The sequence below is a fragment of the Streptomyces sp. NBC_01237 genome (assembly GCF_035917275.1).
In the GTDB taxonomy this organism is placed as follows: Bacteria; Actinomycetota; Actinomycetes; order Streptomycetales; family Streptomycetaceae; genus Streptomyces.
Genome location: NZ_CP108509.1, coordinates 119,975 through 134,914, shown reverse-complemented (window position 1 = coordinate 134,914; position 14,940 = coordinate 119,975). Strand labels below are relative to the sequence as shown.

Here is a 14,940-nt window from a genome sequence, read left to right as displayed (position 1 = left end):
CTTTCACTAGGCTTCCCAGAGTTGTCGGGTAATCGGCTCATGGCTCGCCCTTGGAGAAGTGATGTTGGATCGCTGGAGTGTCGACCCGGCGTGGCCCGGAGCGCGAGCACATGGTGACACCCGTGGAAGATGTGCCGGAGGAACTGGCCACCCTACTGGTCGCCGATGATCCAGAGCCCCGGCTGTTTCGTTCACCGCTACGGGTCTACCAGCTGCTGCTGGACCTGACTCAGCTCGCCCGGCGCCACGGCGGCCACAACTCGGCCTTCGCCGGCTTCCGGACGCAAACGTCCGGAGCGAAACGCTGGACGCGTGGGGCCGACGCCAAGAACATCGCCCGATGGTCCGTACAGCACGGGTTTCCGACCAAGGAGCCCACGAAGGACGGAGTCGAGCCGGTGGAGTCGCGGCGGCTTCGGCAGACTGGAATCGAGCGCAAGCGGCGCCCGGTGGCCCACACCCGGTCCACCATGAACGACCACTACCTCGCCCGTAGCAAGGACGTCGCCACCCAGTCCCGCGTCGTCGTCGCCGACGCTCTGCGCTCCCAAGTAGCCGCTGCCCGCAAGCGACGCAGCATCACCGTACTGCCGGCCACTCTGGTTGCCCGGGCGGCCTCCGATCTGGAGGGCGCTGCCCGAGACGCCGACCTGGATCCCGCGGTCCTTCAGCGCTTGATCTCCGGTGAACAGGACACCGTACTGACGGGGTGTACCGACCACCTCAACAGTCCTGGGGCCTCTCCGGGTGAACTCTGCGCAGAGTCGTTCCTGGCCTGCCTGGGATGCGAGAACGCCCGTGCCCTGCCCCACCAACTCCCGCGGCAGATAGCCGCCCTGGATCAAATGAGCGTCCTGAAGGTTCACACCGATGCGTTGACGTGGAACGCGAGACACGCGGTGCATCACGAGCGACTCGAGGACCTGGTGGGCCAGTACCACCAATCCGAGCAGGACCAGGCGCGCAGTCGGCTCACCGGGCGTCAGTCTGAATTGATCAACGACCTGATGGTCGGACGGATGGACCTGCGATGACCACAGGCAACGACGGTGCCGCTATCCTGCCGTCGCTACTGAGCGAGCTCGCGGACAGGGAAGTTCTCCATACCCGGTCTCTGCGGTACGGAACCGACCGTGCGGCACTGTCCAGGGTCCGGGATCGCGCCTGGTCGCTGGCAGAAGCACAGCCGGACCAGCACACCCAAACAATCATGCTTCATTGGGCGACGTACCCGGGGCTGCTGGAATACGACTTCAAGGTCTTCGTCCTGGCAACCCTCGACAGCCCATACCCGCCCGTCCTGAGCAGGCTCACGGGGATCGACCAGGCGAGCGTCTCCACGGTGCACATGTGGTTCAAGCGCCTTCGCGTCTTTGCGACCTGGCTGCGGCATCGCGGCATCGATCGGCTCCACGAAGTGACCGACCGCGATCTCGACCAGTATCTGGATCACGTCCGGTCCATACAGGCCAGCACGAGCACGCGCCGTCAGCTCTTCAACGCCGTTCGGGCCGTGTGGGCCTATGCGCCGCATCTGCCTCCGGAATGCCGCATGTCTGTAGCGGAACCGTGGCAGGGACGCTCGCCGGGCGAGCTCGCGGAGGACATCCAGACCGGCCGCGGCAACAGGACCGCGAGGATCGCGGCGGACACGATGATCCCCCTGCTGGACTGGGCCCTGCGGATCGTCGAAGACATCGGCCCGGATGTCCGCGACGCCTGGCGAGAGTTCCGTCAGCTGTACACCGGAACCCATCCCGAACAGGCACGGTTCGCCGGACTGCCACGCACCGAGCGCATGAAGCTCTTCCTCCGGGACGCACACCGTACAGGCGTCGCACTGCCAGGTGACCCCGAGAACCCCGGCGAAGACGTCCCCGGCCACCGGAATCCCGGAGGATTCGGCGATCGAACGGGGCCCGAGACCGAGGGAATTGGGCAGCACGGGAAGCCCGAGGAGGCAGGCCAGGTACTTGTAGTCGATCGCGCCGGTAGTGTCACTGGTCGCGTCGACGGGCGCCCGTGGAGGGACAAACCGATCGCCGCATCCGAACTCCCTGAGCTCGTCTGGGTGGTGACGGCAGCGTGTTTCGTGATCGTGTCCTATCTGTCGGGTATGCGCCCCGGGGAGGTGGCCAATCTCCGCCGCGGCTGCCGTGCGGAGGACCCCGATTCCGGGGAGTTGCTGCTGCTCGGACACCGCGGCAAAGGCCACGACCGCACCGCGGCCGAGTCGCAAAGGCCAGCCAGCCGCCCCTGGGCTGTCGTCCGCCCCGTACATCAGGCCATCGACCTGCTGGAGACGCTCCACACAACCGACCTGCTCTTCCCGACCCGCCTGCCCAGCAGCAGTGGCCGCAAGAGCCGCATGGGCGCCCTCACGTGGGGCTCCAGCAAGACCATCCGCGAGCTGCGGAGGCTCCAGGACTGGGTGAACTCCACCTTCACCCCCGCCGATGGCGACATCGCGATTCCTCCAGATCCCATCAAGCACCTGCACGCGTCGCGCTTCCGCCGTACCCTCGCCTTCTTCATCGTGCGCCGCCCTCGCGGACTCATCGCCGCCGCCCTGCAGTACGGCCATCTCAAGACGAAGGTCACTCTGAATTACGCGGCTCAAGGCGACGATTCCTGGCTGGATGACGTCGCGGTGGAGCGACTGGAGATGGCCCTCGAACAGTCCGAGGACGACTGGACCCGTCTGGATGAGGACAACGAGCACGTCAGCGGGCCGGCCGCAGCCGAGTACCGTCGCCGCACCGCCGGCGCAGCGACCTTCCTCGGCCGTACCGTACGCGCGCAGGCGAGCGTCAAGCGGCTCCTTGAGCAAAGCGACACCGATATCCACCATGGCGAAGCCATGACCTGCGTTCATCGTGCCGAAACCGCCGAGTGCCGCAAGGAGAAGCTGCTGCTGGGCCTGGCCGCCGACAATGGGCCCGACGATTCGCTGTGTCACAGCACCTGCGCCAACCTCGCCTACACCGACCGGGACATCGCCGAACACCGCAGGCGACTGCCCATCCTGGAAACCGAGGCCCGTGACCCGATGACGCCACGTCCGCGACGGGACCGCGCTGCCGCACAAGCGGCGCGGATCTGCGCGGTGATCGAGCAGCACGAGACATCACGTCCGGTCGCCACGCACATGGAAGGCGGCCAGGTCGCATGACGCGGAAGAACCGAGACCGGGAAGCCGAACGTCAGGAGATACGCGCCGCCGCAGAACGCCTTATGGCCGGGACGCCCCTGCGCTCGCCCGTCGGAAAGCTCACGGGGACCGAGCTGATCGCCGAGTGTGGGCTACGGCGCGACGTCGTCTACGGCGATCACAAAGAGCTCGTGGACGAGTTCCGGGCACGGGCCAAGGCACAGAACTTCACCCCGCAGGTCGTCCAAAATATGGCCGACGAGAACACCGCGCTGCGCGAGGCCCTGGCGAAGATCAAGACAGATCTCGCAGCGGAGCGCGAACGGGTTCGCGCACTGGTACGTGCCGCCACCGAGCTGTCCCTGGAGCTGGAGCAGGCCCGCGAAGAACTCGCAGCGGCTCAGCAGGTCACCTGGCTTCCGGGCCCGCGAGAAACCAGACGAGTGCCCGATTGAAGCTGGGCGCCTCCCATGAACACCGCCACGAGAGGACCACAACGTGATGCTCGTCGTCGACCAGATCCGCGCCGAGCATCATGAGAGGTGACCACCATGGTTCTTTGTGGCCCAGCTGCCCGGTGTGGTGTCGCTACCGGCCCGCGTTCTCTGTGGTGGAGGGGCTGTCGCTGTTCTGGGTGGCAGCCCAGGAGGCGAGCAGGCGCAGTCCTTCTTCGGAGGGTGAGCCGGGTTCGGCGGTGTAGATGGTGAGGGTGAGGCCGGGTTCGGCGGCCATTTCCAGGCCCTCGAAGGCGAGGGTGAGCTCTCCGACGGCCGAGTGGTGGAAGCGTTTGGTGCCGGTGCCGTGGTGGCGGACGTTGTGGGCACCCCAGCGGGTGCGGAATTCTTCGCTGCGGGTGGACAGCTCGCCGACGAGGTCGTGCAGGTCCTTGTCGTGCGGATTTCGCCCGGCTTCGGTGCGCAGGATGGCCACGGCGACGTCGGCGAAGAGGTCCCAGTCGGGGTAGAAGCGGCGCGAGGCGGGGTCGAGGAAGTTGAAGCGGGCCAGGTTCGCCTGGTTGCCGGGGGCGGCGTAGACGTCGCCGTAGAAGGCACGAGCGAGCGGGTTGGCGGCCAGGATGTCCATACGGCCGTTGCGGACGAACGCGGGACCTGCGGTGATGGCGTCCAAGGTCCATTGCAGGCTGCGGTGCGGCCTCCACTGGTCCTTCGTACGCCGTCGGCGGGGGCGGTTGAGGACGTCGGATCCGTCGGCGGCCTGGGCCAGATTCAGCAGGTGGGCGCGTTCGGCGTCATCGAGCTGAAGGGCTCGGGCGAGAGCTTCCAGGACGGACGGGGAGACGCCGGCGAGGTTGCCGCGTTCGAGCTTGGCGTAGTACTCGACGCTCATGTCTGCCAGGGCAGCGACCTCGCTCCTGCGAAGGCCGGGAACCCGGCGTCGAGGGCCCGCCGGCAGCCCGGCCTGCTCGGGGGTGATCTTGGCTCGCCGCGAGGTGAGGAACTCGCGGACCTCCTCGCGGTTGTCCATGCCTTCGACGGTACGGCCTGCCCGGGACGGGAGGGATGTACTGCTGGTACACCCCTCGTCAGTGACTCGCTGTCCGCGCGGGATGCGGGTTACCTGGTTGACGTGGCGCTCGCCGTCCGCCCGTCACAGCGGACGGGCCGGGCGCCGGGCCCCTGGGCCCGCAGGCGGCGGAATCGCTGTCTGCGCCGGGGCCCTCACCCATTCGGTGGCCTGCCGGAACCCTCCCGGCGTCGGCAGGCTTCAGCAGACGAGGAGCCTTCCCTTATGCGCGGAGCAGTGATCTACGCCCCCGGTGACATCCGGTTCGAGACCGTGGACGATGCCAAGATCCTCAAGCCGACCGACGCTGTCATCCGGACGGCTGTGACCTGCGTGTGCGGTTCCGACCTGTGGCCCTATCGTGGCGCGGAGCCGACGGAGCACGCACATCCCATGGGCCACGAGTACGTCGGCTTCGTCGAGGAGGTCGGATCTGCGGTCACCTCGGTGAAGCCCGGCCAGTTCGTCGTCGGCTCGTTCGCCACCTCGGACAACACCTGCGCGAACTGTCGCAACGGCTTCCAGTCGAACTGCCTGAACCGCGAGTTCATGTCCACCTGCCAGGCCGAGTACGTCCGCATTCCCAACGCCCAGGGCACCCTGGTCGCCACCGAGGACGTGCCGGGCGAGGATCTGTGGCCCGGTCTCCTTGCCGTGTCCGACGTGATGGGCACCGGCTGGTGGGCCGCGGACGCCGCCGAGGTGAGGCCCGGCTCGACCGCCGTGGTCGTCGGCGACGGCGCGGTCGGCCTCTGCGGGGTGATCGCGGCCAAGGAGCTGGGCGCGGAGCGCATCATCGCCATGTCACGGCACGCCTCTCGCCAGAAGCTGGCGCGCGAGTTCGGCGCCACCGACATCGTCACCGAGCGCGGTGAGGAAGGTGTCGCCCGGATCAAGGAGCTGACCGGCGGGATCGGTGCCGACTCGGTCCTGGAGTGCGTCGGCACCGCTCAGGCCATGAGCCAGGCCCTGCACTCCGCCCGGCCCGGCGGCAACGTCGGCTTCGTCGGCGTCCCCCACGAGGTCGCCGTCGACGGACAGGAGCTGTTCTTCTCCCACGTCGGCCTGCGCGGCGGCCCCGCCCCCGTACGCCGCTACCTCCCCGACCTGATCGACCGCGTCCTTCAGGGCCGGATTGACCCGGGCAAGGTCTTCGACCTCACCCTGCCCCTGGAGCAGGTCGCCGAGGGCTACAAGGCGATGGACGAGCGCCGTGCGATCAAAACCCTCCTCAAGCCCTGACCCCCTACCGCACGAGGAGCAACCGTGCAGATCACCCGCAGCTCGATCGACACCGTCAAGGGCCCGGCAGACTGGTTCACCGGCGATGTCTACATCGACCCCGTCGCCGCCGCGCCCGCCCCGTCCCGGGTCACCGCGTCCCTGGTTCACTTCATGCCCGGCGCCCGCACTCACTGGCACCGCCACCCCTTGGGCCAGACCGTCTTCGTCACCGAAGGCGTCGGTCTGTGCCAGCGCCGCGGCGGCCCGGTGGAAGTCATCCGGCCCGGCGACCGCGTCCTGTTCGAAGCCGACGAGGAGCACTGGCACGGCGCCGCACCGAACCGGCTCATGGTCCACCTGGCCATCAACGAGGGCGACGACACCCACGACGTCGTGCACTGGCTGAACCCCGTCACCGACGAGGAATACACCGCCACCCCGGCCACCGGCTGAACTCCGGCGCATACCGCTTTCCCCCGGCCTTGATGCGGCCCACCCCACCCACGTCGTTGAGGAGAACTCCCGTGACCACCTTCGCTCTCGTCGGTGCCGGCCCCGGTCTGGGGCTGGCTGCCGCCCGTCGCTTCGGCCAAGCGGGCCAGCGCGTCGCCCTCCTCTCGCGCAGCGCCCAGCACCAGGACAATCTGGCAGCTGAACTGGCCAGGGACAACATTCACGCCCGCGGCTTCACCGCCGACGTCCTGGACCCCGCCTCCCTCACCGCAGCCCTGCAAGAGGCCGCGGACACGCTGGGGCCCGTCGAGATCCTCCAGTTCAGCCCGGTACCCCGCAGCGACTTCATGAAGCCGGTCCTGGACACCACCTCCGCCGACCTGGACGACCCGCTGGCCTTCTCCGTCAAGGGGCCGCTCACCTGCGTGAACACCGTTCTGCCCGGCATGCGGGAGCTCGGGCGGGGCACGCTTCTGTTCGTCAACGGCGGCAGCGCGGTTCGCCCGAAGGCCAGCGTGGCCGGTACCTCGATCGCGTTCGCAGCCGAGAGCGCGTACGCGCAGATGCTCCACACCGCCCTCGCCCCCGAGAACATCCACGTCACACAGCTCATCGTGCCTGGGGCTATCAGCCCCGACTCCACAACCTCCAGCCCCGAGGCCCTCGCCGACCTGCTGTACGGCCTGCACACCGACCGCAACGGCTTCCGCCACTACGCCGAGCCCATGCCCGACCCGCAGGACGGCACCCCATGACCTTCACCCTCCGCGGCGCCCTGACCACCACCGCCACCGTTGGCGCGCTGCTGCTGGCCGCGACCGCCTGCGCGGACGACTCGTCCGCCGAGCAGGCCCCCACCACCTCCGCCTCGTCGTCCGGCCCGGCATCCGGAGAACTGCCGACCACGGCGTCCGCGAGCCCGTCCGGATCAGACAGGAGCACTCCGATGGACATCCGCGTCACCATCGACGGCCAAGAGGTCGAGGCGACCCTGAACGCCAGCCCCGCCGCCCGCGACCTGGCCTCCCTCCTCCCGCTCACCCTGGACCTGAAGGACTTCCACGGGACCGAGCGGATCGCCGACCCGCCCAGGAAGCTGACCACAGAGGGCGCCCCTGCACCGGCAGCGGCCAAGGTCGGGGACATCGCCTACTTCGCACCGTGGGGCAACCTCGCCATCTTCTACGAAGACGGCCCCGCCGCCTCCGAGGATCTGCTAATTCTCGGCAACATCGACGCCGAAGCCGACCAGTTGTCCGGGGCCGATCGGATCACCATCGAGGCTGCCTCCTGACCAGCCGCCTCACCTCGTCCACCACCCCTCCTCGTACGGGAAGGAGTCCTCGCATGCCCTCCGCCACCGGCTCCGCCACCGGTCGGCTGCCCTTCGTCGTCTGGGTGCTCGCCGCCGGCACGTTCCTGATGGGCACCACCGAGTTCGTCATCGCCGGGCTGCTGCCCGAGATGGCCGCCGACCTGAACGTGAGCGTGTCCCACGCCGGTCTACTGATCACCGCGTTCGCCGTCGGGATGATCGTCGGCGGACCCACGATGGCCATGGCCACCCTGCGCCTGCCCCAGCGTCACACCCTCATCGGCGCGCTGGCCGTCTTCGCTCTCGGGCACGCTGTTGCCGCGCTGAGTACGTCCTTCACCGTCGTGCTGACCGCCCGCGTGGTGACCGCCCTGGCCACCGGCGCGTTCTGGGCCGTCGGCTTTGTCATCGCTACCACCACCGCCGGCCCCGCTAAGGCCACACGGGCGGTCGGCGTCATGATGGGCGGCCTCACCCTGGCCAACGTGATCGGCGTTCCGATCGGCTCGTTCGTCGGCCACTACACCGGCTGGCGCGGCCCCTTCTGGGCGCTCGCCGTTCTCGCCGCGCTGGCCGCCGCGTTCGTCGGCCGGTTCATCCCCCGCACCGAGCAGCGCGCCGAGGTGTCGGTGCGGGCCGAGGTCCGGGCTCTGCGCCAGGGGCGGCTGTGGCTCGCCCTCGGCGCGGCCGTGCTGATCATGGGCGGCGTCCTGGCGACGTACACCTACATCACGCCGCTGCTGACCGACCGGGCGGGCATTCCGGCCGGTGCCGTGCCGCTGGTGCTGATCGCCTTCGGCATCGGAGCGCTGGGCGGCACCGCCATCGGCGGGCGTCTCGGGGACCGCCGCCCGATGGTCACGACGATCACCGCGGCGGCAGCTACCTCCCTCATCCTGCTGGCCCTGATCCCCGCCTCGAACAGTCCGGTGGCTGCCGTGGTCCTGATCTTCGGCATGGCGCTGGCCGGGTTCACCGTCAATCCGGTCGTCACCTCCCTCGCCGTCCGATTCGCCGGCGACGCCCCCACCCTCACCTCGGCGCTGACCACCTCCGGCTACAACACCGGCATCGCCGCCGGATCCGCCCTCGCCGGCACGGCCCTGGACTCCTCGCTCGGCCTGACCGGCCCAGCTCTGGTCGGGGCGGTCTTCGCCGCGCTCACCCTGCTTCCGCTCTTCGCGCTCGCACTCAGCGGCACCGGCCACCGCACGCGGATCGTCGCCCAGCCCGCTACGGCGGCCCCTGTACGGGACGACGCCTCCACACCGGTACACCACTGACATCCGCCCGAACGAGCCACGGCTCGGCCATCGAAGGAGAGACTCACATGAACGTCACCTACGACTTCCACGGCAAGAGCGCGTTCGTGACCGGCGCCGCCTCCGGAATCGGCCGCACCACGGCCCTGGCCTTCGCCCGCGCCGGCGCGCGGGTCGCCCTCGTCGACCGGTCCGCCGACGGCCTGCGGGAGACTGCCCGCCTCATCGAGGCCGACGGCGGGGAAGCCCTCGCCCTGACCTGCGACGTCACCAGCGAGGAAGACGTCCAGGTCGCTGTCGACCGGACCGTGGAGCGTTTCGGGCACCTGGACGCCGCGTTCAATAACGCCGGTGTCGAGCAGCCCGTCCAGTCCGCGGCCGACACCGCCAAGGACGACTGGGACCGCATCCTCGGCGTCAGCCTCACCGGTGCGTTCCTGTGCACCAGGGCGCAGGTCCGCCAGATGCTCCGGCAGGACGGCGGCGGGGCGATCGTCAACGTCTCTTCCGGTGCCGAGGTCAAGGGGTTCAAGGGCCAGGCCGCCTACGCCGCCGCCAAGCACGGCGTCATCGGCTTCACCCGCTCCGCGGCCCTCGACCACGCCGCCGAAGGCATCCGTATCAACGCCCTGTGCCCCGGCATCATCGACACCGAGATGATCCGCCGCTTCGGCGACACCCGCCCCGGCAGCCGCGAAGGGCTCATCGCCGACGAACCCGTCGGCCGCCTCGGCAAACCCGAGGAGATCGCCTCGGCCGTGCTGTGGCTGTGCTCGGAGGACGCCGCCTTCACTACCGGTACCGCACTCGTCGTAGACGGCGGCCAGACAGCCTGACCTGCGAAATCCCACACGGAAACCACCTGTCGAAACGCCACGTGAGGAGTCATCCCTATGAACCCCACCTACGACTTCACCGGCCAGGTCGCCTTCGTCACCGGTGCCTCCTCGGGCATGGGCCTGGCCACCGCCCGCGCCTTCGCCGCCTCGGGCGCCGCCGTCGCCCTCGCCGACATCAATGAGAAGGCCGTCAACGCCGCTGCCCAGGAACTCTCCGACGACGGTCGCCGCGTCCTCGCGCTGGTCTGCGACGTCACCGACGAGGACCAGGTCGCCGCCGCCGTCGACCGCACCGTCGAAGCCTTCGGTCGCCTGGACATGGCCTACAACAACGCCGGGATCATGCCCCCGCCCACCGACGCCGCCGACGAGAGCGCGGAGCAGTTCGACCGCGTCCAGGGCATCAATTTGCGTGGTATGTGGGCGAGCGTGAAGCACGAACTGCGCCACATGCGGGAGCAGGGCAGCGGTGCGATCGTCAACTGCTCCTCCCTCGGCGGCCTCGTCGGCAACCCCGGCCGCGCCGCTTACCACGCCTCCAAGCACGGCGTCATCGGCCTCACCAAGAGCGTCGCCCTCGAATACGGCTCCCGCGGTGTCCGAATCAACGCCGTCTGCCCCGGCACCATCAGCACCCCCATGGTCGACGCCATGGTCGAAGGCGGAGAACTCGATCGCCACCAGGCCGAAGCAGGCCAGGCCATCGACCGGCTCGGCACAGCCGACGAGATCGCCCAGGCCGTCCTCTGGCTCTGCAGCGACGGCGCCAGCTACGTCACTGGCATCGCACTGCCCGTCGACGGCGGCTACGTCGCCCAATAGCCACCCCGCCGCATGCCCTGCAGCCGACTACCTCGTTGAACAAGGCAGGGCGACAACCTCAATCCCGACAAGTGACTTGCCTAATGAATGAGCTGGAAATCTCCATGGGTCTCCACCCGCTCCAGCGGTGGCAGGGCCTCGGCCTGCCGAACGAGCTCGCGGACGAACTCCTCATCCCCTGGGAGCAGATGAGACCGCGCCCCGGCCAGGTGCCGGTCGGCCTCGGCCGCGGCTGGGCCGCTGTCGGCAGGAGCGGGCCGTGGGGGAGATGCCTGGTGGATGCGGTGGGCCAGCGCGCCGATCCGTTGGAAGACCTCCCTCTCCCGCTCCGGGGCAAGGACGGTGCCGTGCAGCGGGCGGCCCGGCACCGCGGTGAGGACCACCGCCCGCAGGGTCTCGTCGGCGACGACCAGCCGGGGCGCGGACGCCCCCAGCTCCCGCGCCCACGTCCGTAGCCCCCGCACTTCCCGGCCGTGGAACCGCTCGTTCTGGTGCACCTTCACGTACCAGGTGCCGCCCTGGACGCCGTGGACCCGCCATACGCGGCTCTCCTCGCGCGCCCATGACGTATCCGTCCACTGCGTGATCCGGCCGACCGCCTGCTCCGCGAACTCCACGACCGCGGCGTCGGGACGGGCGGTAGACGCCTGGCCGGTCACGTCCGGCACGAGGCGCAGTCGGTCGGCGCCGGGGTCGAAGGCGATGCTGTCGCCGGGCAGTTGGAAGTGCACGGCCAGGCGCGCGCCGGCGGTGTAGGCGTCCAGGCCCGCACGGCAGTACGCCACCATCTGGGCGGGCAGGGCGTGAAGGGGTGCCCAGTCCATCGCGTCACAGACGTCCGGCTCCGCGATCTCGGGCTCGCCCTTCCACCGCCGGACCTCGAAGAAGTGCCCGGTACGGGAGGCGCCTCCGGGGCTTCGGTGGTGCACGGTCACGGCGGACCGCACGTCGGCCGGGTCGATGACGACCCCGGTCTCCTCCCGCGCCTCGCGGATCAGGGCGGTGACCACGTCCTCATGCGGACCGTTCAGATGCCCCGACGGTAGGTGCCACAGGCCGGCGGCGTACACCTGACCAGCCCGCCGGGACAGCAGAACCTGCGGCCCGTCGGCGGTCTCCCGACGCAGGATCAGGTGGACGTCCACCGGCTCGGTGTGCCGCTGGCCGCTCATCGCGCTCCCTCCGGACGCCGGGCGAGCAGAACCCTGAATGTCGCTTCCTCGACCAGAGACCCGTCCACCGCGTGCGCATGGAGAAGGGCGAGGGCCTCGTCCTCGAACGCCTGGTGCCGTTCTGCGAAGAGGCCGGCCCCGGCGAAGGACGTGGTGCGCAGGTAGCCGAGTACCTCCTGCGGCGCCCAGGTGCGGGTTACGGGGAAAAGGTGTTCGGTGACGTCGTTGAACGCTGAGCGGCGAGGTCCTCCTCGTACGAGCGGCGGGGCTCGGCGTTGGAACGGCGGGCGCCCGCCCGGCGCTCGGCGCCCAGGTGGAGCTGGATCAACTCGCGCAGCGCCCGAGTCCAGTCGGCGTTGTGGGTCCATAGGCTCCCGTCGCCCATGATCGCCACTGCGGCACCCGGTGTGGCGACCCGGTCGGCCATCTCCAGGACCGCCTCACCGTTCATCCAGTTTCTCTGAACTAACAATCCTGCCTCCGATCGAGTGGCGGGGGAGCGCTGTCTGGTTCTCCCCCGCCTGTCCGTCAGCGGACGCGATGCTGACCGCGCCTGCCATGAGCTGAGGTCCGGTCACCGCCAGATGCTGGGCATGATGACAGCGAGAGGGGCGTCTACGATGCCCCTGAACTCCAGGCGAATGTTCGCACGCGCTCGGATACGCGGAAACGCTGGCTAGAATTCTTAGCCGTCAACCGGCCACCGACGTGTAGCTCGGCGCTCCAGTCCCCTTGAGTTCTCCGCAGCAGTGCAGCGTCACCGCTCTCTTCCCAGGACTTTCCTTGTTTCTTCAGAGTCCTGAATTTCCTGGGCATCTGCTGGAAGCAGGGGTACTCCTGGGTTAGAACGTCACCATCATCCATCGGAGGAGCGAGAACGGCGTGAGGGTTCTTCTTCTCGTCGTACCAGAGGTAGCACGGCTCCCAGGAATGGTAGTGAGCGGGAGCCGGCACCGTGCTCAACTGCCCGGTCTTGGACACTTCCGAGAACTCTAGATGACTTGGCTTCCCTAGTTCGTCACAACCACCGGAATTCACTCCGGAGAGCAGCAACCGCCCGTCGGGTCCGGGTTCGATCACGTCGGGGTAGGTGTTGGCCACCGTGAGGGCGGATGCCTGGAGGCGCGAGTTGACGCGAAACAGCTTGGGACGGCAGTCGTTCCACGGAATTCCGATGAGTGAATCACCCGATCTCGCCGCTTCGCCGTATAGGTCTATCGTCGCGCATCCTCCGGTTCCGCAGTATTTCCTGGCCACCTCCCAGACTTCGTCCTGGGTCTGTCCGTGGTGGAGCGTCGCAGGGTTTTCCAATTGCACCGTGCTGGGCTCATTTTGCCCGATGCGATACCAGGCGAAGCCCGCTTCCTCGCCACCCAGCGTCTTGTCCCACATGGAGAGCAGGCGGTCTCCCCCGAAAGAGATCCGACAGCTCCAGCACTCCCAATTGCCGACGTCGCCCGTCGCGAGATCTGCCAGGTAGATGCGCCCCGTATTATGGCCGGACCTTGTCGGGGCTGTGCTCCACGCGAGTCTTTTACCATCCGGTGACCAGGTAATCTGGCGGACCGCCATGCCTGCGGGGAGCGTGGCGACGGTGTCGGGACTGCCCATGCCGGACTTCACCTTGATGGCGTGGTCCGTGGCGAAAGCTAGCGGCGGCATCAGCTTGTCGGACTCCCAGAATGTGTACTTCGGCGACGCGAACGTGGCACCAATCTCTCGTGTCTTGAATTCGCCAGGTTTGAACTCTATTCCAACGCCAGCTTCGGCGAATCCCTCCACTTTGCCTTGGCCCGCAAGTGGGTCAACGCTTCCTTCAAGTGCAAGAGCTGCGTCCAAGTAGAAGTCGGTGATGAAGACTTCGATGAGATCGCTCGCCTCAAGCTTAATCCGCAACCCGAGCTTTCCCTTAAGTTTTCCCTCGCTGACGCCCGAGATCGAGGTTGTGAATGGCTTTGGGCCGTCCAAAGTTCCTGAAGCATGAGGAAGGAGACTGAGCCGGGAAGTGAACTTCCAGTCCTGCTTCCCACCTGACTCGATCTTCATTCCGCCTTCTGCCTTGGCTTCCAAACCTCCGATTCCGGTCACCGCCGGCCTCACGCTGAACGGTCCAACCCGGACAAGTTTCACCAATCGCGCCGGAAGCTTGAACAGGTCCGGACTTTCATATTCGTAGCTGCATTGAGCCCCGTGCGGAGTGCCGAGAGTGACCTTGGCCGAATACTCGACCTTGGCCTGGATATCGGCCCACACGGCGTCACGCAGATTGAACCCGATCTCACTACCGCTGAGGTCGACGTTAGGCCAGGTGGTTTCTAGTTTCACCAGGGGGACCCCGGTGCCACACGCAACCTCCCCATGTTTCAGCTTCTGTTGCCACGTGTTCATCTTGATTGCGAATTCACCCTCCCCGGGCTTCTCCTCCGGTGTGGGGCTGGGATCCTCGGCCCGATACGCAGCCGGCCGCATCTCGCTTTCTGGAGTGGACGCTTTAGGCGGCGTACGTGTGAACCGTAGTACTGCCTTGGGCATGGCTTCGTTGAGGCGAGCCGAGGCGGTTTGGACTGCCAGAAGATCTCCGCGGCGCTCGAGACTCACAACCCTGCGAAGCAGGCCGAGCGGAGTTTTCGGTCCCTCAGCAGCCAGCAGGATGTCACCGACCTCTAGGTTCTGTGCGCTCTTGGCGTCAGCCCTGAAGAGAAGTTCCTTTTCATTACCTGTGGTTGACCTGGCGAGGCCGGGGCCGGTGTAGTCGAGGATGCGGGCCTTGTCGGAGACAGCAATCCGGTAGTCGACCGTCACGTGTCCGGACTTACCTCTGCCGATCGTGACGGTCAGCATGTCGTCCGGGGTGTAGAAGGTGGCCTTTGCGGCCCTGAACGGTGCTGGTGTAACACGGACGGGTCCGGGGGGTACCTCCATAGTGGTGGAGGCCGCCACTGACCGCTTGAACCCGCCGGCCCCAGTGACCGTGACGGCTGGGTGGGCCTTGCCAGGCAGACCTTTGATCTCGATGGCAAGGCGGGTGTTGGATTCTTGGATCTTCCAGAAGGTGACCCCGCCTCCGGCCAGTAGTGCCAGCACCACGAGGACGCCGAGCCACCAGGCCCGTCTGCGTTGCATGGTCATGCGCTATCCCTTCACAGCGCCAGGGTGAGGCGTGACACCCATCAATAGA

The 14,940-nt window shown here is 67.9% G+C and carries 14 protein-coding genes; 10 read left to right on the top strand and 4 right to left on the bottom strand.

Annotated features, from left to right (window positions below; translation table 11 throughout):
• Nucleotides 1-122 precede the first annotated feature (122 nt).
• From OG251_RS36970 to OG251_RS36960, 3 genes are read left to right on the top strand one after another with little or no spacing between them, the layout of a single operon-like run.
• Nucleotides 123-1,034 (top strand): hypothetical protein, encoded by a 912-nt coding sequence (locus OG251_RS36970; RefSeq protein ID WP_326681649.1) that lies wholly within the window; start codon nt 123-125, stop codon nt 1,032-1,034.
• Nucleotides 1,031-3,172 carry a site-specific integrase gene (locus tag OG251_RS36965; RefSeq protein ID WP_326681648.1) on the top strand — a complete coding sequence of 714 codons (2,142 nt, stop codon included), beginning with the start codon at nt 1,031-1,033 and terminating at the stop codon, nt 3,170-3,172. Before OG251_RS36970 ends, OG251_RS36965 begins: the two co-directional genes overlap by 4 nt.
• Nucleotides 3,169-3,606 (top strand): hypothetical protein, encoded by a 438-nt coding sequence (locus OG251_RS36960; RefSeq protein WP_326681647.1) that lies wholly within the window; start codon nt 3,169-3,171, stop codon nt 3,604-3,606. The genes OG251_RS36965 and OG251_RS36960 overlap by 4 nt, the downstream gene beginning before the upstream one ends.
• Before the next feature lie 133 nt (nt 3,607-3,739).
• Here OG251_RS36960 and OG251_RS36955 read toward each other — a convergent pair whose 3' ends face one another.
• Nucleotides 3,740-4,636, bottom strand: coding sequence for a helix-turn-helix transcriptional regulator (locus OG251_RS36955; RefSeq protein WP_326681646.1), 897 nt, complete (start codon nt 4,634-4,636; stop codon nt 3,740-3,742).
• Between the two features lie 264 nt (nt 4,637-4,900).
• Here OG251_RS36955 and OG251_RS36950 point away from each other — a divergent pair, with 264 nt between their 5' ends.
• The 7 genes from OG251_RS36950 (at nt 4,901) to OG251_RS36920 (ending at nt 10,590) form a co-directional block, all read left to right on the top strand.
• Nucleotides 4,901-5,917 (top strand): zinc-dependent alcohol dehydrogenase family protein, encoded by a 1,017-nt coding sequence (locus OG251_RS36950; protein ID WP_326681645.1) that lies wholly within the window; start codon nt 4,901-4,903, stop codon nt 5,915-5,917.
• A gap of 24 nt (nt 5,918-5,941) precedes the next feature.
• Nucleotides 5,942-6,352: a (R)-mandelonitrile lyase gene (locus OG251_RS36945; protein ID WP_326681644.1), complete on the top strand. Its 411-nt coding sequence runs from the start codon at nt 5,942-5,944 to the stop codon at nt 6,350-6,352.
• Between the two features lie 71 nt (nt 6,353-6,423).
• Nucleotides 6,424-7,107, top strand: coding sequence for an SDR family NAD(P)-dependent oxidoreductase (locus tag OG251_RS36940; protein WP_326681643.1), 684 nt, complete (start codon nt 6,424-6,426; stop codon nt 7,105-7,107).
• The gene (locus tag OG251_RS36935; protein WP_326681642.1) at nt 7,104-7,646 is read left to right on the top strand and encodes a cyclophilin-like fold protein; all 543 of its coding nucleotides are present in this window, start codon (nt 7,104-7,106) and stop codon (nt 7,644-7,646) included. The genes OG251_RS36940 and OG251_RS36935 overlap by 4 nt, the downstream gene beginning before the upstream one ends.
• A 53-nt stretch (nt 7,647-7,699) precedes the next feature.
• Entirely contained in the window at nt 7,700-8,950 is a 1,251-nt protein-coding gene (locus OG251_RS36930) for an MFS transporter (RefSeq protein WP_326681641.1), read from the top strand.
• Nucleotides 8,951-8,997: 47 nt separating this feature from the next.
• Nucleotides 8,998-9,765 (top strand): glucose 1-dehydrogenase, encoded by a 768-nt coding sequence (locus OG251_RS36925; protein WP_326681640.1) that lies wholly within the window; start codon nt 8,998-9,000, stop codon nt 9,763-9,765.
• A 57-nt stretch (nt 9,766-9,822) separates the two neighbouring features.
• Nucleotides 9,823-10,590 (top strand): SDR family NAD(P)-dependent oxidoreductase, encoded by a 768-nt coding sequence (locus OG251_RS36920; protein ID WP_326681639.1) that lies wholly within the window; start codon nt 9,823-9,825, stop codon nt 10,588-10,590.
• 80 nt (nt 10,591-10,670) lie between these two features.
• Here OG251_RS36920 and OG251_RS36915 read toward each other — a convergent pair whose 3' ends face one another.
• The 3 genes from OG251_RS36915 to OG251_RS36905 all read right to left on the bottom strand — a co-directional run bounded on the left by OG251_RS36915 (nt 10,671) and on the right by OG251_RS36905 (nt 14,891).
• Entirely contained in the window at nt 10,671-11,762 is a 1,092-nt protein-coding gene (locus OG251_RS36915) for an NUDIX domain-containing protein (RefSeq protein ID WP_326681638.1), read from the bottom strand.
• Between the two features lie 196 nt (nt 11,763-11,958).
• On the bottom strand, nt 11,959-12,213 hold the full coding sequence (locus OG251_RS36910) for a hypothetical protein (protein ID WP_326681637.1): 255 nt from the start codon (nt 12,211-12,213) through the stop codon (nt 11,959-11,961).
• 164 nt (nt 12,214-12,377) lie between these two features.
• Entirely contained in the window at nt 12,378-14,891 is a 2,514-nt protein-coding gene (locus tag OG251_RS36905; RefSeq protein ID WP_326681636.1) for a hypothetical protein, read from the bottom strand.
• Nucleotides 14,892-14,940 lie beyond the last annotated feature (49 nt).